The 14003-nt window shown below is 67.8% G+C and carries 17 protein-coding genes; 12 read left to right on the top strand and 5 right to left on the bottom strand.

Annotated elements, in window-relative coordinates:
- Positions 1 to 158 precede the first annotated feature (158 nt).
- Positions 159 to 650 (top strand): ATP-binding protein, encoded by a 492-nt coding sequence (locus ABT130_RS18095; protein ID WP_350956694.1) that lies wholly within the window; start codon positions 159 to 161, stop codon positions 648 to 650.
- Positions 651 to 1240: 590 nt separating this feature from the next.
- On the opposite strand, the gene ABT130_RS18090 is transcribed toward ABT130_RS18095, so the two are convergent.
- The 3 genes from ABT130_RS18090 to ABT130_RS18080 all read right to left on the bottom strand — a co-directional run bounded on the left by ABT130_RS18090 (position 1241) and on the right by ABT130_RS18080 (position 3790).
- Complete coding sequence (locus ABT130_RS18090) at positions 1241 to 1681, bottom strand: GNAT family N-acetyltransferase (protein WP_350915327.1); 441 nt, start codon at positions 1679 to 1681, stop codon at positions 1241 to 1243.
- Between the two features lie 194 nt (positions 1682 to 1875).
- The gene (locus ABT130_RS18085; protein WP_350956692.1) at positions 1876 to 3057 is read right to left on the bottom strand and encodes an HNH endonuclease; all 1182 of its coding nucleotides are present in this window, start codon (positions 3055 to 3057) and stop codon (positions 1876 to 1878) included.
- Between the two features lie 193 nt (positions 3058 to 3250).
- Entirely contained in the window at positions 3251 to 3790 is a 540-nt protein-coding gene (locus ABT130_RS18080) for an RICIN domain-containing protein (protein WP_350956690.1), read from the bottom strand.
- Between the two features lie 346 nt (positions 3791 to 4136).
- Between ABT130_RS18080 and ABT130_RS18075 the strand changes: the two genes are divergently transcribed.
- Together ABT130_RS18075 and ABT130_RS18070 are read left to right on the top strand one after the other, a co-directional pair.
- Positions 4137 to 4625 (top strand): P-loop NTPase family protein, encoded by a 489-nt coding sequence (locus ABT130_RS18075; protein WP_350956688.1) that lies wholly within the window; start codon positions 4137 to 4139, stop codon positions 4623 to 4625.
- A gap of 128 nt (positions 4626 to 4753) precedes the next feature.
- Complete coding sequence (locus ABT130_RS18070; protein ID WP_350956686.1) at positions 4754 to 5269, top strand: DUF4240 domain-containing protein; 516 nt, start codon at positions 4754 to 4756, stop codon at positions 5267 to 5269.
- Between the two features lie 5 nt (positions 5270 to 5274).
- On the opposite strand, the gene ABT130_RS18065 is transcribed toward ABT130_RS18070, so the two are convergent.
- A complete protein-coding gene (locus tag ABT130_RS18065) occupies positions 5275 to 5559 on the bottom strand; it encodes a putative quinol monooxygenase (RefSeq protein WP_350956684.1) in 285 nt (94 codons plus the stop codon).
- 298 nt (positions 5560 to 5857) lie between these two features.
- On the opposite strand from ABT130_RS18065, the gene ABT130_RS18060 reads away from it, so the two are divergent.
- From ABT130_RS18060 to ABT130_RS18020, 9 genes are all read left to right on the top strand, one after another.
- A complete protein-coding gene (locus tag ABT130_RS18060) occupies positions 5858 to 6769 on the top strand; it encodes a helix-turn-helix domain-containing protein (protein WP_350956682.1) in 912 nt (303 codons plus the stop codon).
- A 288-nt stretch (positions 6770 to 7057) separates the two neighbouring features.
- On the top strand, positions 7058 to 7543 hold the full coding sequence (locus ABT130_RS18055) for a hypothetical protein (protein WP_350956680.1): 486 nt from the start codon (positions 7058 to 7060) through the stop codon (positions 7541 to 7543).
- An 88-nt stretch (positions 7544 to 7631) separates the two neighbouring features.
- Entirely contained in the window at positions 7632 to 7883 is a 252-nt protein-coding gene (locus ABT130_RS18050; RefSeq protein WP_350915349.1) for an AbrB/MazE/SpoVT family DNA-binding domain-containing protein, read from the top strand.
- A gap of 3 nt (positions 7884 to 7886) precedes the next feature.
- Positions 7887 to 8297 (top strand): type II toxin-antitoxin system VapC family toxin, encoded by a 411-nt coding sequence (locus ABT130_RS18045; protein WP_350956679.1) that lies wholly within the window; start codon positions 7887 to 7889, stop codon positions 8295 to 8297.
- Between the two features lie 334 nt (positions 8298 to 8631).
- On the top strand, positions 8632 to 9585 hold the full coding sequence (locus ABT130_RS18040) for a serine hydrolase (RefSeq protein ID WP_350956677.1): 954 nt from the start codon (positions 8632 to 8634) through the stop codon (positions 9583 to 9585).
- Between the two features lie 166 nt (positions 9586 to 9751).
- Positions 9752 to 10093, top strand: coding sequence for an ArsR/SmtB family transcription factor (locus ABT130_RS18035; RefSeq protein ID WP_350915353.1), 342 nt, complete (start codon positions 9752 to 9754; stop codon positions 10091 to 10093).
- A 256-nt stretch (positions 10094 to 10349) separates the two neighbouring features.
- Positions 10350 to 10868, top strand: coding sequence for a SigE family RNA polymerase sigma factor (locus tag ABT130_RS18030; RefSeq protein ID WP_350956675.1), 519 nt, complete (start codon positions 10350 to 10352; stop codon positions 10866 to 10868).
- Positions 10865 to 11974: a hypothetical protein gene (locus tag ABT130_RS18025; protein WP_350956673.1), complete on the top strand. Its 1110-nt coding sequence runs from the start codon at positions 10865 to 10867 to the stop codon at positions 11972 to 11974. Before ABT130_RS18030 ends, ABT130_RS18025 begins: the two co-directional genes overlap by 4 nt.
- 106 nt (positions 11975 to 12080) lie before the next feature.
- Entirely contained in the window at positions 12081 to 12593 is a 513-nt protein-coding gene (locus ABT130_RS18020; protein WP_350956671.1) for an O-acetyl-ADP-ribose deacetylase, read from the top strand.
- A gap of 95 nt (positions 12594 to 12688) precedes the next feature.
- Here ABT130_RS18020 and ABT130_RS18015 read toward each other — a convergent pair whose 3' ends face one another.
- Positions 12689 to 13699, bottom strand: coding sequence for a GNAT family N-acetyltransferase (locus ABT130_RS18015; protein WP_350956669.1), 1011 nt, complete (start codon positions 13697 to 13699; stop codon positions 12689 to 12691).
- Positions 13700 to 14003: the final 304 nt, after the last annotated feature.

Genomic DNA, 14003 nt, shown 5'->3' with positions numbered 1-14003 from the left:
CCGCATCACACTCCGCAATCAATTCCTTACAGCTAGGCGAATAGGGCGACTATTCCGCGAATGCACTGATGAGCAGGACCTACCCGCCATGGGTGACCCACCGAAGCCGGTTTCCGTCGCCGGTGAAACGTCTCCATTCCCACTCGTTAGGAGCAACGATGCTCACCGAGCACGTTCCCGTCCCGGACCCCGGCGAGCACGGCAGATCTCATGGTCGCTTCCGGATGACCGCGTGGTGCCTGCCTCGCTGTAATGCCGCCCGGCGGGCCCGGGAAGTGTTCCGTGACCAGCTGGCCAAGCTGCCGCTGGCCGCCGACGTGCTCGATGAGCTGGAGATCGTGGTCTCCGAGCTGGTCACCAACGCCACCCGCTACGCCCCCGGCCCCTACGAACTTCGCCTGCTACACGACCACGGCCTGCCCATCCGCGCCGAGGTCGTCGACGCCGGAGCCGGAACCACCCTCATCGAACACCTGTTAAACCGCCCCCGGCCCCTCCCCGAACGCATCGACGACCTCGAACTCGGCGGCCGGGGCCTGCGCATCGTCACCGAACTCACCCACGGCCGCTGCGGCACCCAATGGACCCGACTGTGCGGCACCGGCCAACTCGGTACCGGCGTCTGGTTCGACCTCCCCACCCAGCCCTGACCTCCCCCGACCTCCGGGCAGCCGGGATCCCCCCGATCCCGCTGACCCCGGAGCCGGTCCACGCCGACTCCCCCGTGCCAGGCGTGGACCGTACAGGGGCCGGCGTCCACGGACCTGATCCCACCCTCGTCCGGGACGCCGGCCCCCACCCCTAAGCCACAACGGAAAGCGACGGTTCCCCATGGCCACCCCGGTAAGTGAGCCCCTCCGCCCCAAAGGCCGCCGCCGTCGCGGAGCAGACCTAGTACGTACCGACCTCCCTGCCACGGAATCCTCAGCGAACACGGACAATGCCACCGATCTGGCCCGCGACCTGGAGTCTCGCCACCCCGGCTGGGTCATCCTCTGGCGCCGCTGGGCCCGCCGCTACTGGGCCTTCCCCACCTGGCTCCCCAACGCCCCTGGTCCCCTCGAAGCCAGAAACGCCCAGGACCTGCTGACCCAGATAAACGACCTCGAAGTCCAGCACTCGCCACGAAGCAGCAACGCCTAACCCTCACGTGGAAAGTGAGGTAAGAACTTCGATGGGCGTGGCTCTTCTGGAGGGAAAGTGTGGATCAGGCCGTGAGGCCACATCGGGTCTGTTCCAGTCAGGAGAGCCGCAAGTCGATCCAGGGGATGGTGTCTCCGGGCAGCAGGTATCGCTCGATCTCGACGAAGCCGTGCTTCAGCGCAAACCGCAGTCCGTCCTCGTTGGAGGACAGGACGACGGTCTCGATCACCTTGGCCCCCAGTTCCCGGGCCTGGTTGAGCCCGCGCGCATACAGTTCCTCGCCGAACCCCCGCCTGCGGTGAGCGGCGAGCACGCGGGCGATGACTGTGGCCGTCAGTGTTTCGTCCGTCGGCGGGCGCACCGTACTGCAGCCCACGAGATCGTCACCGAGGTACGCGATCTCCAGGTGGTTGCGCTGGGCACGTTCCCGTACCTCGTCCAGAGAGAGGGAGTGGGTAGGAATGATCACGTTGTGGGCGTACTGCCAGTCTTTGAGCGTGGCGTCGCCGTCCGGCTGCTGGATGCGAAGATCAGACATCGCAGCAGGAGACCCCAGGATGCCTCGGACGTCAACTCTGTTGGGTGGCTATACCGTGATTAAGCCGTGAGGTCGTAGTCCTGCTGTTCGGGGGCGTGGTAGAGGCGCTGGTGCTCGCGGGTGGCATGAAAGCACCAGTAGGCGTCGAGGCCGCCGTTGGCGGTCACGGTGCGGAGTGTGAGGACGGCTTCGGCTCAGCTCTGCTCTGCGATGACCTTCCGGTGGTAGTCCAGGTGATCCTGGTTGATCTCGTGGTTCTGGGCGACTCGGAGATGGCCGAGTGAGGCGCCGGACGTCAGGTCCGTCACCGTGAGGTCGGCTTGGACGGTGATCGCGCCTCGGTCGAGCAGGACGTGGTGATTGGGGCAGAGACACAGCAGGTTGCCGGGCTCGTCGGGGCCGTTGTGCGGCTTTCCGAGTGGGCGGATGTGGGCTCCCTCCGCGTAGAAGCCCTGCTGGAGAGTGAGACGGTCGCCGCAGATCTGGCAGTGGTAGTCGTGCGCGCGCTTGATCTGCTCGGCGATCAGGGAGTCGCGGATGACGCGCTCCACAATGGACTCGACACGGCCAGGCGTAGGAGACCCATCGCGAATGCGGCCGGTGTCGGAGGTGACCGCGTCCAACCCGACCCTGGCGAGAAGCGCGTTGTGGTCGACGCCATGAAAGTACGCACTGAGAAGCCGCACGACGATCTGGGCCCGAATGTCCGGCTGACCGGTGACGATCCCATACACCCATGGTCGCAGGCCGCTGTCCGGCTGCTGCTCTTTCATCCACTGCTGCGCGGGCCGGCCACTGGCATGCGGCACATTCGCGTGGCCGGGCAGATCCCACAGGCCGTGGTGGTAGAGCCACAACACGGGGAACTCCGGGTTGGGCCGATCCTCCTCAAGACCGAACTCCTCGATGAGCCATCCGAGCTCGCGGTAGGTGCTCTCCCACGGCGTGAGACGTGACTCGCCCCGAGCCGCGCGGCCGATCGCCCAGAGCAGGGTCAACGGCTGATGCCGTTTCTGCGCACCGGTCGTGGGAGACACGGCGGGCTTGAGCGAGTCGACCTTCTGCAGGAGGTCTTCGATGGAGGGCACTTTGGCAGCCTGCCCCGGTCTCGTCACCTCGAAGCCGAGGTCGCCGAGCACCCGGGCAACGGTGGCGTTCCCACCGGAGAACTCGTCAGGACGCAGGGGGCTGCCGCTGACCCCGCGGTAGGCGACTCCAGCGATCGCCTTGGAGTCATACCGCTTGCCGCCGTAGACGAGGAAGTAGTGGATGGCCCGGCGGTAGCCGTACTCCTCAAGAAAGGCGTCACGGCCCAGCTGGTCGAACTCGGCGATGGCCGCGAGCACCATCTCACGTCGAAGCTCGGAAAGCACCACCCCACGAGCCTATTGCGGATATCACCTGAATTCCCGTTAATTTCCGGCGGAATTGGACTTCATGACGAGCTGTGCGATCTCCGAAGCACCGGCCGAAACTTGTTCAGGTCAACCAGGCGGCAGCGCTCCGCGCCGCCGCCCAGGATGCGGACGGGGGGGTCCCGGCCCTTTGTGTTTCCGGCGTGGCTGCTGGTCAGGCCAGGGTGTCCTTAACTTTGATCATGCCGTCATCGACCACGAACTTCTGGTTGGTGTTGGTGTTCGCGCATTCCCACAGGTGCACCGGGGTGCCGTTGGTGCGGGCGCCGTTGGCGTCCACGCACATCGGGGTGGCGGAGCCGAGGGTGTCCTTGACCTTGATCATGCCGTCATCGATCACGAACTTCTGGTTGGTGTTGCCCGCGAAGCATTCCCACAGGTGCACCCGAGTGCCGTTGGTACGCGTGCTGTTGGCGTCCACGCACATCGGGGTGGCGGAGCCGAGGGTGTCCTTGACCTTGATCATGCCGTCGTCAATCACGAACTTCTGGTTGGTGTTGCCCGCGAAGCACTGCCACAGGTGCACCGGGGTGCCGTTGGTGCGGGTGCCGTTGGCGTCCACGCACACGGCAGGTCCGGCGACAGCAGTGTGGGCAGCGGGCTGCTGGACGGTGGCCTCGGCGGGCAGGGCGGTGACCGCACTCGCGGCGACGACGGCGATGGCGCCAGACAGCAGATGGCGGGCAAGCAACATGGTGCCTCCTGGGCAAGTTCGATCAGTACCCGAACACCATCCCGTAACCGAACGCGCTTGATCAACTACCCGGCGCCACGGTTGGCTGTCCGTGTCGCTCTGCAGTCCGCCCCGACCAGGGAACTTACCGACATGGCCGTCGCATTGACGTACACCCGTGCAGTAGTCCGGTTGTAGAGGTTGAGCGAGTGTCCGGCACGGCCGTTCGTTTGATGATCGGGTTCTCGACAAACCAGATCGTTATCGAGCAGCCACTCCCTTGAGCCCTCTGCCGCGGAATCGCGATCAACGACATGGACGAGCCTGAGACAGGACACCGACTCCAGCGTCAGGTCATCATGGGAGCGTGAGACGGGTAGTGATCCTCGGTCGTGGCGGCGCGGGCAAATCGACCCTCGCCCGCCGCCTGGGCGACGTGACAAAGCTGCCCGTCATCGAACTGGACACGCTGTTTTGGGAGCCCGGTCTCACCGCGACGGCTCCCGGCCGGTGGGCGGCTCGTCAACAGGAACTGGTCCAGCAGGACGCCTGGATCCTCGATGGCGACCTTGGCCCCTACGACGACGCCCTCGACATGCGACTCCGGATGGCCGACACCATCATCGTGCTGGACTTTTCCTTCCCACGATGTGCCTGGCGGACGATCCGGCGAGGCCGCGAACGTGCCGACTTCTGGCGCTGGGTCTGGGCCTACCGGCGACGCAGCCTCCCCCGCATGACGCAGGCAATCACCGCGCACGCTCCTCACGCGGACACCCATCTGTTGCGCACCCCCCGCGCGGTCCGGCGATTCCTCGCCCAGCTCTCCAGAGACGGCCAGGGCCACAACCGATAGCCGTCCCGAGATCCGCGCACTCCAAGTCACCGCTTCATCGGGAGTGGGTCAGAGCCACTAATTGTCAGTGCCTCCTGGTTGGGTGAGCGGCACAGCTCGCAGGGTTGGTCACGAGAGGGGCGATGAGCATGAAGAACGAGGAAGGTTTCTGGGGCCTGGTGGAGGCGGCCTGGGCGCCGCTGGGGGTGGACGTCAATCAGGCGCGTCGGGAGCTGGCACATCGGACGCCTGCCCCCGACGAGGACCCTTACGGCAAGCCGCCGTTTTCCGTGGTCGAAGCCGCTCTGAAGGAGTTCCTGAGCAACCTCGGCTCCGTCAGCGAGGGGTTGTCGGCGGACGAGTTGACGGACCTCGATCGGGTGGTCGAGGCCAAGCTCCATGCCATCGACCGCGCGGACATCCATGCGGTCACCGACGGTTCCGATGACGGTTTCCTCTATGCGCGCGGCTTCATCGTCGCGCTGGGCCGCGACTTCTACGCCGCGGTGGCCAAGGATCCGAAGAAGGCGGTGCTGGATGCCGAGTGTGAGGGGATGTGTTACTTCTTCGCCCACCTGCACCGCGAGCGCCATGGAGCTTTCCCGGACACCGGATCGAAAATCTCACGCGAGTCGTTTTCGAACCCGGCCGGCTGGCCTGGCTGACCCACTCAGGCGGGGCCGACTCCGGAGATCTGGTAGCGGGCCACCTCGGCGTCGCGAATCATCACCGTCTGGTCGTCGCTCGGCCCGGAGCCTCGGAAGGCGTCGAGACTCTCCTCGGACTCCCAGCACTCGTAGACGTTGATCCGATCGGCTTCGACGAGGTCGGCGCCGAGCGCGAAGTCGAGGCAGCCGGACGAGGCACGCGCCTGCTCGACCACGCTGACGCAGCCCCGCAGATAGGCGTCACGAGCACCGGGATCAACCCTGATCCAACCCGAAATGATGATCACGCCGCCACCGTACGGATCGCCACCGACAGAATCGCCACCGCACAAGATCAAGCGATCACCGCGCCCTTGTCCTCGGCCACCGGACCACTGATCCTGCCGAGGAGGGCCATCCCTCGCCGGATGCCGGTCAAGGGCCGGGGCCGGGGCCGGGGCCGGGGCCGAACCGGATCGTACGCCGATTCCCGCCCGGGCAGGTCAATTCGGAACCGCGACCTGGCTCGGTGACCGATGGCCATCGACCCGAGGAACCGTGCAATCGATTTGACTCTCCAGTGACTGGAGGGTTCATGCTGCTGCGGTGAACGACCGCGACCAACTGCTCACCATCGGACAGCTCGCTGACCGTACGGGCCTGTCGGTGCGTACCATCCGCTTCTGGTCCGACATCGATGTCATCCCGCCGACGCGCCGGTCGGTGGGCGGCTTCCGCCTGTACGACATGGAGGCGGTGGCCCGGCTTGACCTGGTGCGAACGCTACGCGAACTGGGGCTGGACCTCGACACCGTCCAGAAGGTCCTTACCAGGCAGTGCACGGTGGCCGATGTCGCGCGGGCACATGTGCGGGCGCTGGACACCCAGATCCGCTCCCTCCATCTGCGCCGGGCAGTGCTGCGGTCGATCGCCCAACAGGAAAGCACGACCGAGGAGATGATGCTCATGCACAAGTTGATTCGCCTGTCCGCTCAGGAACGGCAGCGAATGATCGACGACTTCGTCGACCGTACGTTCGACGGCATCGACCCACAGGCGCCAGGGGCCCACATCGCGGCCTCGATGCGCCAGATCCCGGCAGAGCTGCCGGACGAACCCACCCCGGAACAGGTGGAGGCCTGGCTGGAACTCGCCGAACTCGTGGGTGACGCCGGCTTCCAGGAACGCGTACGCCAGATGGCGGTGGCCGGCGCCACACCCGGCGACGAGTCCGGGCCGCAGCCGTACGACCCCACTCTGATCCTCGAGCACGCCGGGAGAGCGGTGGCTGACGGCATCAGCCCCGAGTCGGCCGAGGGGAGGGCGATCCTGGATCGGATCGTGGATCCGGAGCTGCCCGCCGGAGACCGTACCCGGGTGGCCGACCAGGTGGAGACGTTCACCGACCGCCGGGTGGAGCGGTACTGGCAGCTCGTGGGCGTGCTCAACGGCAGGCCGCCGTTTCCGCCCGGTGTCCCTGCCTTCGAATGGTTCATCGCCGCGCTGCGCGTGTCCTGACCCGACCCCGGCTTCAGCCGGGCCGCCCCAGAGGGAGGGCTCCGTCCCACCCCTGGGCGGTCGGCGCCGTGGCCACGAGCATCCCGGCTCCGAGGTCCAATCCCGGGCCGGTTCGCCTTCGTAGTCGGCCGGCACTATTCCTCCAGGAGATGCCGGGTGGCGTCAGTGCGGTGCTCGGCGAACTGGTCGACAGCGTCCCTGCCGGGGGCTCACAGCGCCCTGGCCTTCTTTCGGTCCGCAGTGGACAATCCACACGAGAGGATCTTTCTACATCGTGGAGGATGGAGCATGGCCGCGATCAAATGTGGTCTGCCGGCCATCGGCGCACTCGTCATGCTGGCGGCGGGATGCTCGGCGAGCAGTCCGGCACCCAGAGCCGAAGACGCCCGGCCGTCGGCCGGCGCGTGCGTCTCCACCGTCACCCGGGACGCGCTGCCCACCTGGGCGAGGACAGGGTTCAGCGATGACGGCTCGGGCGTGCCCCACGTGTTCGGCGAGCACGGCGACATCATCGCCGTGCTGTTCAACTACCCACTGACGGCCTCCACCGACCCTGAGGTCACGAACAAGATTCTCTGGGTCTCGCGGCTGCCGCAGCAGCCGATGCGGCCGCTGACCATCAAGGCGATGCTGGACGGGACGACGACGTCGGTGGTCCGCGAGATCGACGGAGGCCCCGGGCCTTCGTCGGTCAACCTGCCCAAGGCGGGGTGCTGGCGTCTGACGTTGAACTGGTCCGGACACAGCGACGCCATCACGCTCAGGTTCACCTGACCGGCGAGGGGTGGTGACTTTTCGAAATCACCCACACACCCAAGGTGACGCCGTTTAGCCTTTACTTGTGATGGCTACCGTAAAGGTTATGGAGCACGGCAAGAGAACACGTGCCAGGCGTACGGGGCCGGCGCGCATCTCCAGCAAGAACCAGGTGACCCTGCCCGCGGCGGTCCTGCGCACGCTCGGTCTTCACCCAGGGGACCTGGTGGACATCGCCGAAGAGGGTGGCCAGATCATCATCCGGCGACACCGCAGCCGTCTCGACGGGGTGATCGGCACCATCCCCGGCTTCACCGAGGCCGTGGACGTCGAGACGAGTCGCGAGAGCTGGAGCTGACCGGTGCCGACCGTGATGCTCGACACCAATGTCATCGTCGGCCTGCTCAATCCTGACGACGCGCTGCACGGCCACGCCGGTGACGCGGTCCGCCGCTGGGAGGGCAAGGCGGCCTCGTTCGCCGTCTCCGTGATCACCTGGAGCGAACTGCGGGTCGGTGCGGTCCGCAAGGGGGCCGCGGCCGAGAAGATGCTTGAGGCGTTCCGTGCCGCCGTCATCGACCGGATCGTCGAGGTGGACGAGGCGACGGCCGAGAGCGCGGCCCTGCTCAGAGCCGCGGACCTGACAATCCGGGTACCGGACGCCCTCATCATCGCGACCGCCCGCACGGTGGGGGCCGACGCGCTGCTCACCGCGGACCGGAAATTCCCCGGCATCGCCCCGGAACTCGTCGAACTACTACGGCCGAGTTGAACCGTGGCGCGGAATCGCGCGATGTCGGCCTCGCCTGTCCGAGATCCTCTTTCATCGGTGGACAGCGGCGTACCTGCGACACGTCCCGGCCCTGGTCGTGTCTCGTCAGCCTGCCTCCAGGGCACCGAGCAGGAAGGTGATGACCGGTCACCCCTCTCCGGCAAGGAAGGCCCCTCCCCCTTTCGAGGTCGACCACTTCTCGGTGAGGCGCCCGGCGGATCATCGCCTCACCGGTCGGCGGTCGACGCTCATCATCGGGCGGTGACCATGGCCGCTACCCGTCAGCCTCAAAACTCGATATTCCGAAATTTCGAATTTATGGTTAAATCGAGGAATGCAATCCATCCTCAGCATGCTCCTGACCACAGTGCTGGCGGCCCCGATGACCGGCGCCGTCGCCGCCCCCGCCGAACTCAAGGACGTTGAGGCCGTACTCGCCTACATCCAGGCCCACCCCGACGACGTCGCGCTGGTGACCCGGGGCATCAGCCACAACGCCGATCGCCTCACCCCTGTGGCGTCGACCACCAAGATCATCCACCTCGCCGCCTACGCCGACGCCGTCCGCAAGGGAAGGGTCAAGCCGGGCGAACGCGTCTCCATGGCCCTGTGGAACGCCTACCACCTGCCCGGCACCGATGGTGGTGCCCACGAAGCGGCGCTCGAACGGCTCAAGCCCGGTGCGAGCGTCACGCTCGACCAGGTCGTCTCCGCCATGATCGAGGAGAGTGACAACGCCGCCGCCGACCTGCTGCGCGACCGCCTCGGCCCCGGCGCGCTGCGCAAGATCGCGCAGACCGGCGTCGGTACCATCAACGGCGAGATACTACGCGCCTTCGGCGGCTGCACGCTGCCCGCCGACGTCTGTCTGAAGAACTACGTCAAGGCCGGTACGCAGGTGCGGCCCACGCTCCCCGGCTTCGCCCAGCAGGCTGCCTGGGCCGAAACCGTGACCCGCGTCGAACCTGGCGTGCTGCGCGAAGTGCTCACCGGACTCAGGAAGGACAAGACGGCGAGCAAGCACCTGGAGTGGCCGATGCGCCAGCCCGGTGCCGACCCCCGCACGCTCCTCATCGGCACCAAGGGGGGCGCGCTGCCCGGCGTCATCAGCGAGGCCATGTACATCGTCCGGCCAGGTGAGAAGCCGCGCGAGACCGTCCTCGCACTGCGGCGACTGCCTGAGGCGACCTGGTTCTCCGGGATGCGCAGCTATGCTCATCAGCAGTTCATCGTGCGGATGGCGACCGATCCCGTCTTCTTCGCGAAAGTCCGCGCAGCGTTGAAGTGAGGAAACCCTGACCAGTGTCGACGACCGGCTCCAGGACCTCGAGGCGCGGGTCGCCGCCCTCGAGGCCGCGCTCACCGTCCCCAAGCCACCGGCGGCCGGCGACGACACCGGCCTGATCACCTACGGCGGCCAGGCCAGACTCGGCGGCTACCAGTGGCTGTGGGAGGTGGCCCGCAGCCCCGGCTGGTTGCTTCAGCAGCCGACCGGGCCGTTGGCCGCGGTGCTGGCCGCCGCCGGGCATCCGGCGCGCTTCGAGATCCTGCAGTTGCTGGTCGTCGGGCCCAAGCCGGTCGCCGACCTGCAGGCCGAGCTGGCCCTCGCCTCCCCCGGCCAGCTGTACCACCACCTCAAGACGCTGGCCTCGGCCGGGCTGGTCGAGCAGCCCGAGCGGGGAGTCTACCGGGTACCGTCACATGCGATCTTCCCCGTGCTGGCCCTGGCCGCCGCCGCGATCGACGTGGCCGAGCGCTCCGGCGCTCCGGTGAAACCTCACGATCTTCCCGGCTGAGGTTCAGCGGGGGCGCGAGATCCACCCCGCCGACACTTCCGCTGCGACGGACACTCAGCGGAAGTGCCCCATCCGCGGACCTTTCAAGCCGTGACGTCCGATGACCGGCATGCCGAGGCCTGTGGACTCGCTGTGTTGGCGGGCGAACTGCCGCATGGTGATCCTCGAAGAGCGGTGGCTCCGACACGAAAAAAGAGAAAGGGCTACAACCATTCGCCCGGCAAGTCGCGTTGGGAACGGGCGAGAGGAGCTCACTTTGAATCACCACGACGGCTTCCGCGAGTTCGTGCTCGCCCGCCAGCAGGCGCTGATGCGAACCGCCTACCTGCTCACGGGAGACGCCCATCTCGCCGAGGACCTGCTGCAGAGCGTCCTGATCAAGGTCGCGGGGCAGTGGCCCAAGCTGTCCAGGGGCGGCAGTCCGGAGGCGTACACGCGCAAGGCGCTGGTCAACCAGTACATCTCCTGGCGGCGCCGGCCGCGCCTTGAGTTACCCAGCGCCGACCCGCCGGACCGCGGCGCCTCCTACGACGAGGCCGCACTCGACCGGATCGTGCTGCGCCGGGCGCTGGCCAAGCTGACCCCCAAGCAGCGTGCCGTGATCGTGCTGCGCTTCTGGGAGGACCTCACCGAGCCGCAGACCGCCGAGGCGCTCGGCTGCTCGGTGGGCACGGTCAAGAGCCAGGCCCATCACGCGCTGACCCGCCTGCGCACGCTCACGCCCGAGTTGACGCACCTGCTGTCCGATTCCGAGATCAGGGAGGTGGCCCAGTGAAGAGGCTGCGTGAAGCGCTGGACGATATCGCCAATGAGGCCCCCCTGGTGGACCTGACCGACCTGGCCGACCTGGCCGTCGCCGGCCACCGGCGCAGGCGGCGTACCACCCTGACGCTGGCCGCCCTCGCGGCGGTCGCGGTGCTCGGCGCGGCGACGGCGGCCGTGGCGCTGCCCGGGTCGCGCGGCGGCGACACGGCCACGCCGCGGAGCGTGGAGGCGGTGCCCGATCTGCCCGACGGCAGGACAGGAGCGCTCAGCCACGCGTACCAGACGCAGTGCAAGGTCGACGCGGAGCGGCTGCTGCCACCCGACTGCAGCGCCATCGAGTGGCGGGTGGTCACCCGCACCGGCACGACCTACCGGGTGCCGCAGGCGCTCGTCAGGAACACCAAGGATCGACCCGTACCCGTCGCGATCAGCCGGGACGGGCGCATGTTCGCCTACTACAGCCGTCAGGCCCAGGCGCACGTGGTCCGCGACCTGGTGAGCGGCTCCGAGGTGACCTCCTCCGTCACGGTGAAGGAGGAACGGATCGGGGCGGGATCCATGCTCGTCCTCTCCGACGACGGCCGCTATGTGATCTTCGACCCTCGGGAGGGGAGCAAGGATCCCGGGCTGCTGATCGACATGCGGACCGGCAAGACGGTGTCGGTGCCCGGCAAGTTCGAGGCGATCAGCATCAAGGACGGCGTCGCCGCGCTGGTCCGGTACGTCAAGACCGACCTGTGGCTGATGCCCGTCACCGGCGGAGGCACGCCGGTGCGCTTCGACGGCGCGTTCATCATGTTCAGCGAGCTCTCCCCGGACGGCCGCACGGTGGCCGCCTTCGAGTGGCGGAAAGACCAGAAGCACAGGTTCACCCTGCTCGACGCCAAGACCGGGCGGACCCTGCGGAAGGTCGCCATCCGCGGCCTGCCGAAGGACGGTGGCGTCTCCAACACCGCTCTCTGGCGGAGCGGCTCCGAGGTCACGATCGTCTACTGGGACAGGAAGTCCCCAGGCACCTACGCGGTCGACGTCAACACCGGACAGGCCCGGCAACTGGCCCGCTACCCCGGCAACTTCGCGCACCTGACCCTGCCTGGAGTCGTGAACAACCAATAGCCACTCAGGATGGGGCGGTCGGCTTCGAGCAGTTCCTCACCGAGACCCGCGTCAAGCCAGTGGAATCGGCGCCGGAAATCGAGGTTCCGCTGGCAGACTCGGCTTCGTGCAGATCACGCTGGTCCAGGGGGACATCACCGCGCAGCCGGTCGACGCCGTCGTCAACGCCGCCAACTCCTCGCTGCTGGGAGGCGGCGGGGTCGACGGGGCCATCCACCGGCGCGGCGGCCCCGCGATCCTGGCCGCCTGCCGCGAGCTGCGCGCCTCGCACTACGGCAAGGGGCTGCCGACCGGCCAGGCCGTCGCCACCGTCGCGGGCGACCTGCCGGCCCGGTGGGTCATCCACACCGTCGGCCCCGTCTTCTCTCCCGCCGAGGACCGCTCGCACCTGCTGGCCTCCTGCTACCGCGAGTCGCTCCGGGTCGCCGACGAGCTGGGCGCGACCAGCGTCGCGTTCCCCGCGATATCCACCGGGATCTACCGCTGGCCCATCGACGACGCCGCCCGCATCGCGCTCGGCACCGTACGCACCTCACCGACACAGGTCACGGACCTGCGGTTCGTACTGTTCACCCCGGACGCCTACGCCGTCTTCGAAAGGACGCTCGGCGCCGGGTGAGGGGTGGCGAACCACTGACACAAAGGCTGCCGTGCCTGCCTCTCCAACACACCGGTCGCCTGAGCCCGCCGGCGCCTCCCAGCCCTGACGAACCCTCAGGTGCCGTGAGGGTCCCGGGGCCGGGCGTCGAGCACGCGGACCATGAGCCGTTCGCGGACGCCGGGGTCGTTGGTGTGCGGCTCGGACTCGCCGGTGGCCTCGAAGCCCAGGCGCCGGTACAGCCGGGCCGCCCCGTCGTTGCCGTCCACGACCCACAGCTCGACCCTCCGATGCCCGCGCTCGGCGGCCCACGCGACGACTTCCTCGACGAGCAGGGCACCGACCCCGGCGCCTCGCGCGGCCGGATCGACCCACATGCCGTACACCTCGACCGCCCCACCCCGGCCTTCGGGCACCCAGCCGCCGGCGACCCCGGCCACCCGGCCCTCAACGACCGCGACCGCCTTCACCCCGCGCTCCGGCAGCATCCCGGCACGCCACCGCGCCTCGTCGTACGCCTGTTCCCGCCCGAGCGAGGAGGAGAAGGCCTCCGGTGCGTCCGCCAGTGCCGCGAGCCGGACATCACGGAACGTCCTCCAGTCCTCGGTCGTCAGGCGGCGGACCTCGGCCGGACCCATCTGGAATTCATCTCGGTGCCCGGTCAGGGCCAGCTCGCCGACGACCTGATCGCCGCTCTTCTCGCCGGTCGGGCGAAAGCCGAGCCGGAGGTAGAAGCGCTCGGGCCCGTGCTCTCCCGGAGCCCAGGTAACCGTCGCGCGGGTCTGCCCACGTCTGCGGACCTCCGCGCACACGGACTCCACCGCGAAGCGGCCATATCCCCGGCCCTGCTGATCGGCGGCGATGTTCAGCCGCCAGATTCCACAGCGGGGCGTGTCATCCGGGTCGTCCGGGTTGAAACGGACCATGAAGAAGCCCATGACGAAGCCCACCAGCTGCTCGCCGTCGAAGATCAGTCGAGGCCAGGCGATCTCCGGCTGCGCGTACGCCTCGGCGAGTGACCACGCGACCGGGTCCACGAACTCCTCCTGGTCGGGTCGCACCTTCAGCCGGCACGCGGCCTCGACGTTGTCCGCGGTGACCTTCTCCAGGCGAAGCGACGAAGACATGCTGACAACCTACAGATCGTCTCCGAGAACTCAACGGGTTAAATGCCGCCCGCCCGGTCAGGCTCTTGGGCGCGGATGGTTCATCCAGGTCCCTGGGATCTGGATGTCGTAAAAGGGAACCCGGGACCGCCTCGCAGCGGTCTCGCTCATGGTGGCTTCTGCGGTGATGGGCGAAACCCTTTGCGCCAGGGCAGTGGAGGCACAAGCCGCCTCGTCATCGCGTCCAGGCTGGGCAGAGACACCTTCTCGGGACCGCTGCCCCTTACTCCGGCAAGACCTCGGTAATCCTTTCCTGGACGCAAAC

The sequence above is a fragment of the Streptosporangium sp. NPDC001681 genome (genome assembly GCF_040298085.1).
Lineage (GTDB): Bacteria > Actinomycetota > Actinomycetes > Streptosporangiales > Streptosporangiaceae > Streptosporangium.
The sequence above is the reverse complement of the archived record's forward strand: the minus strand, read 5'-3'. Positions and strand labels throughout refer to the sequence as shown.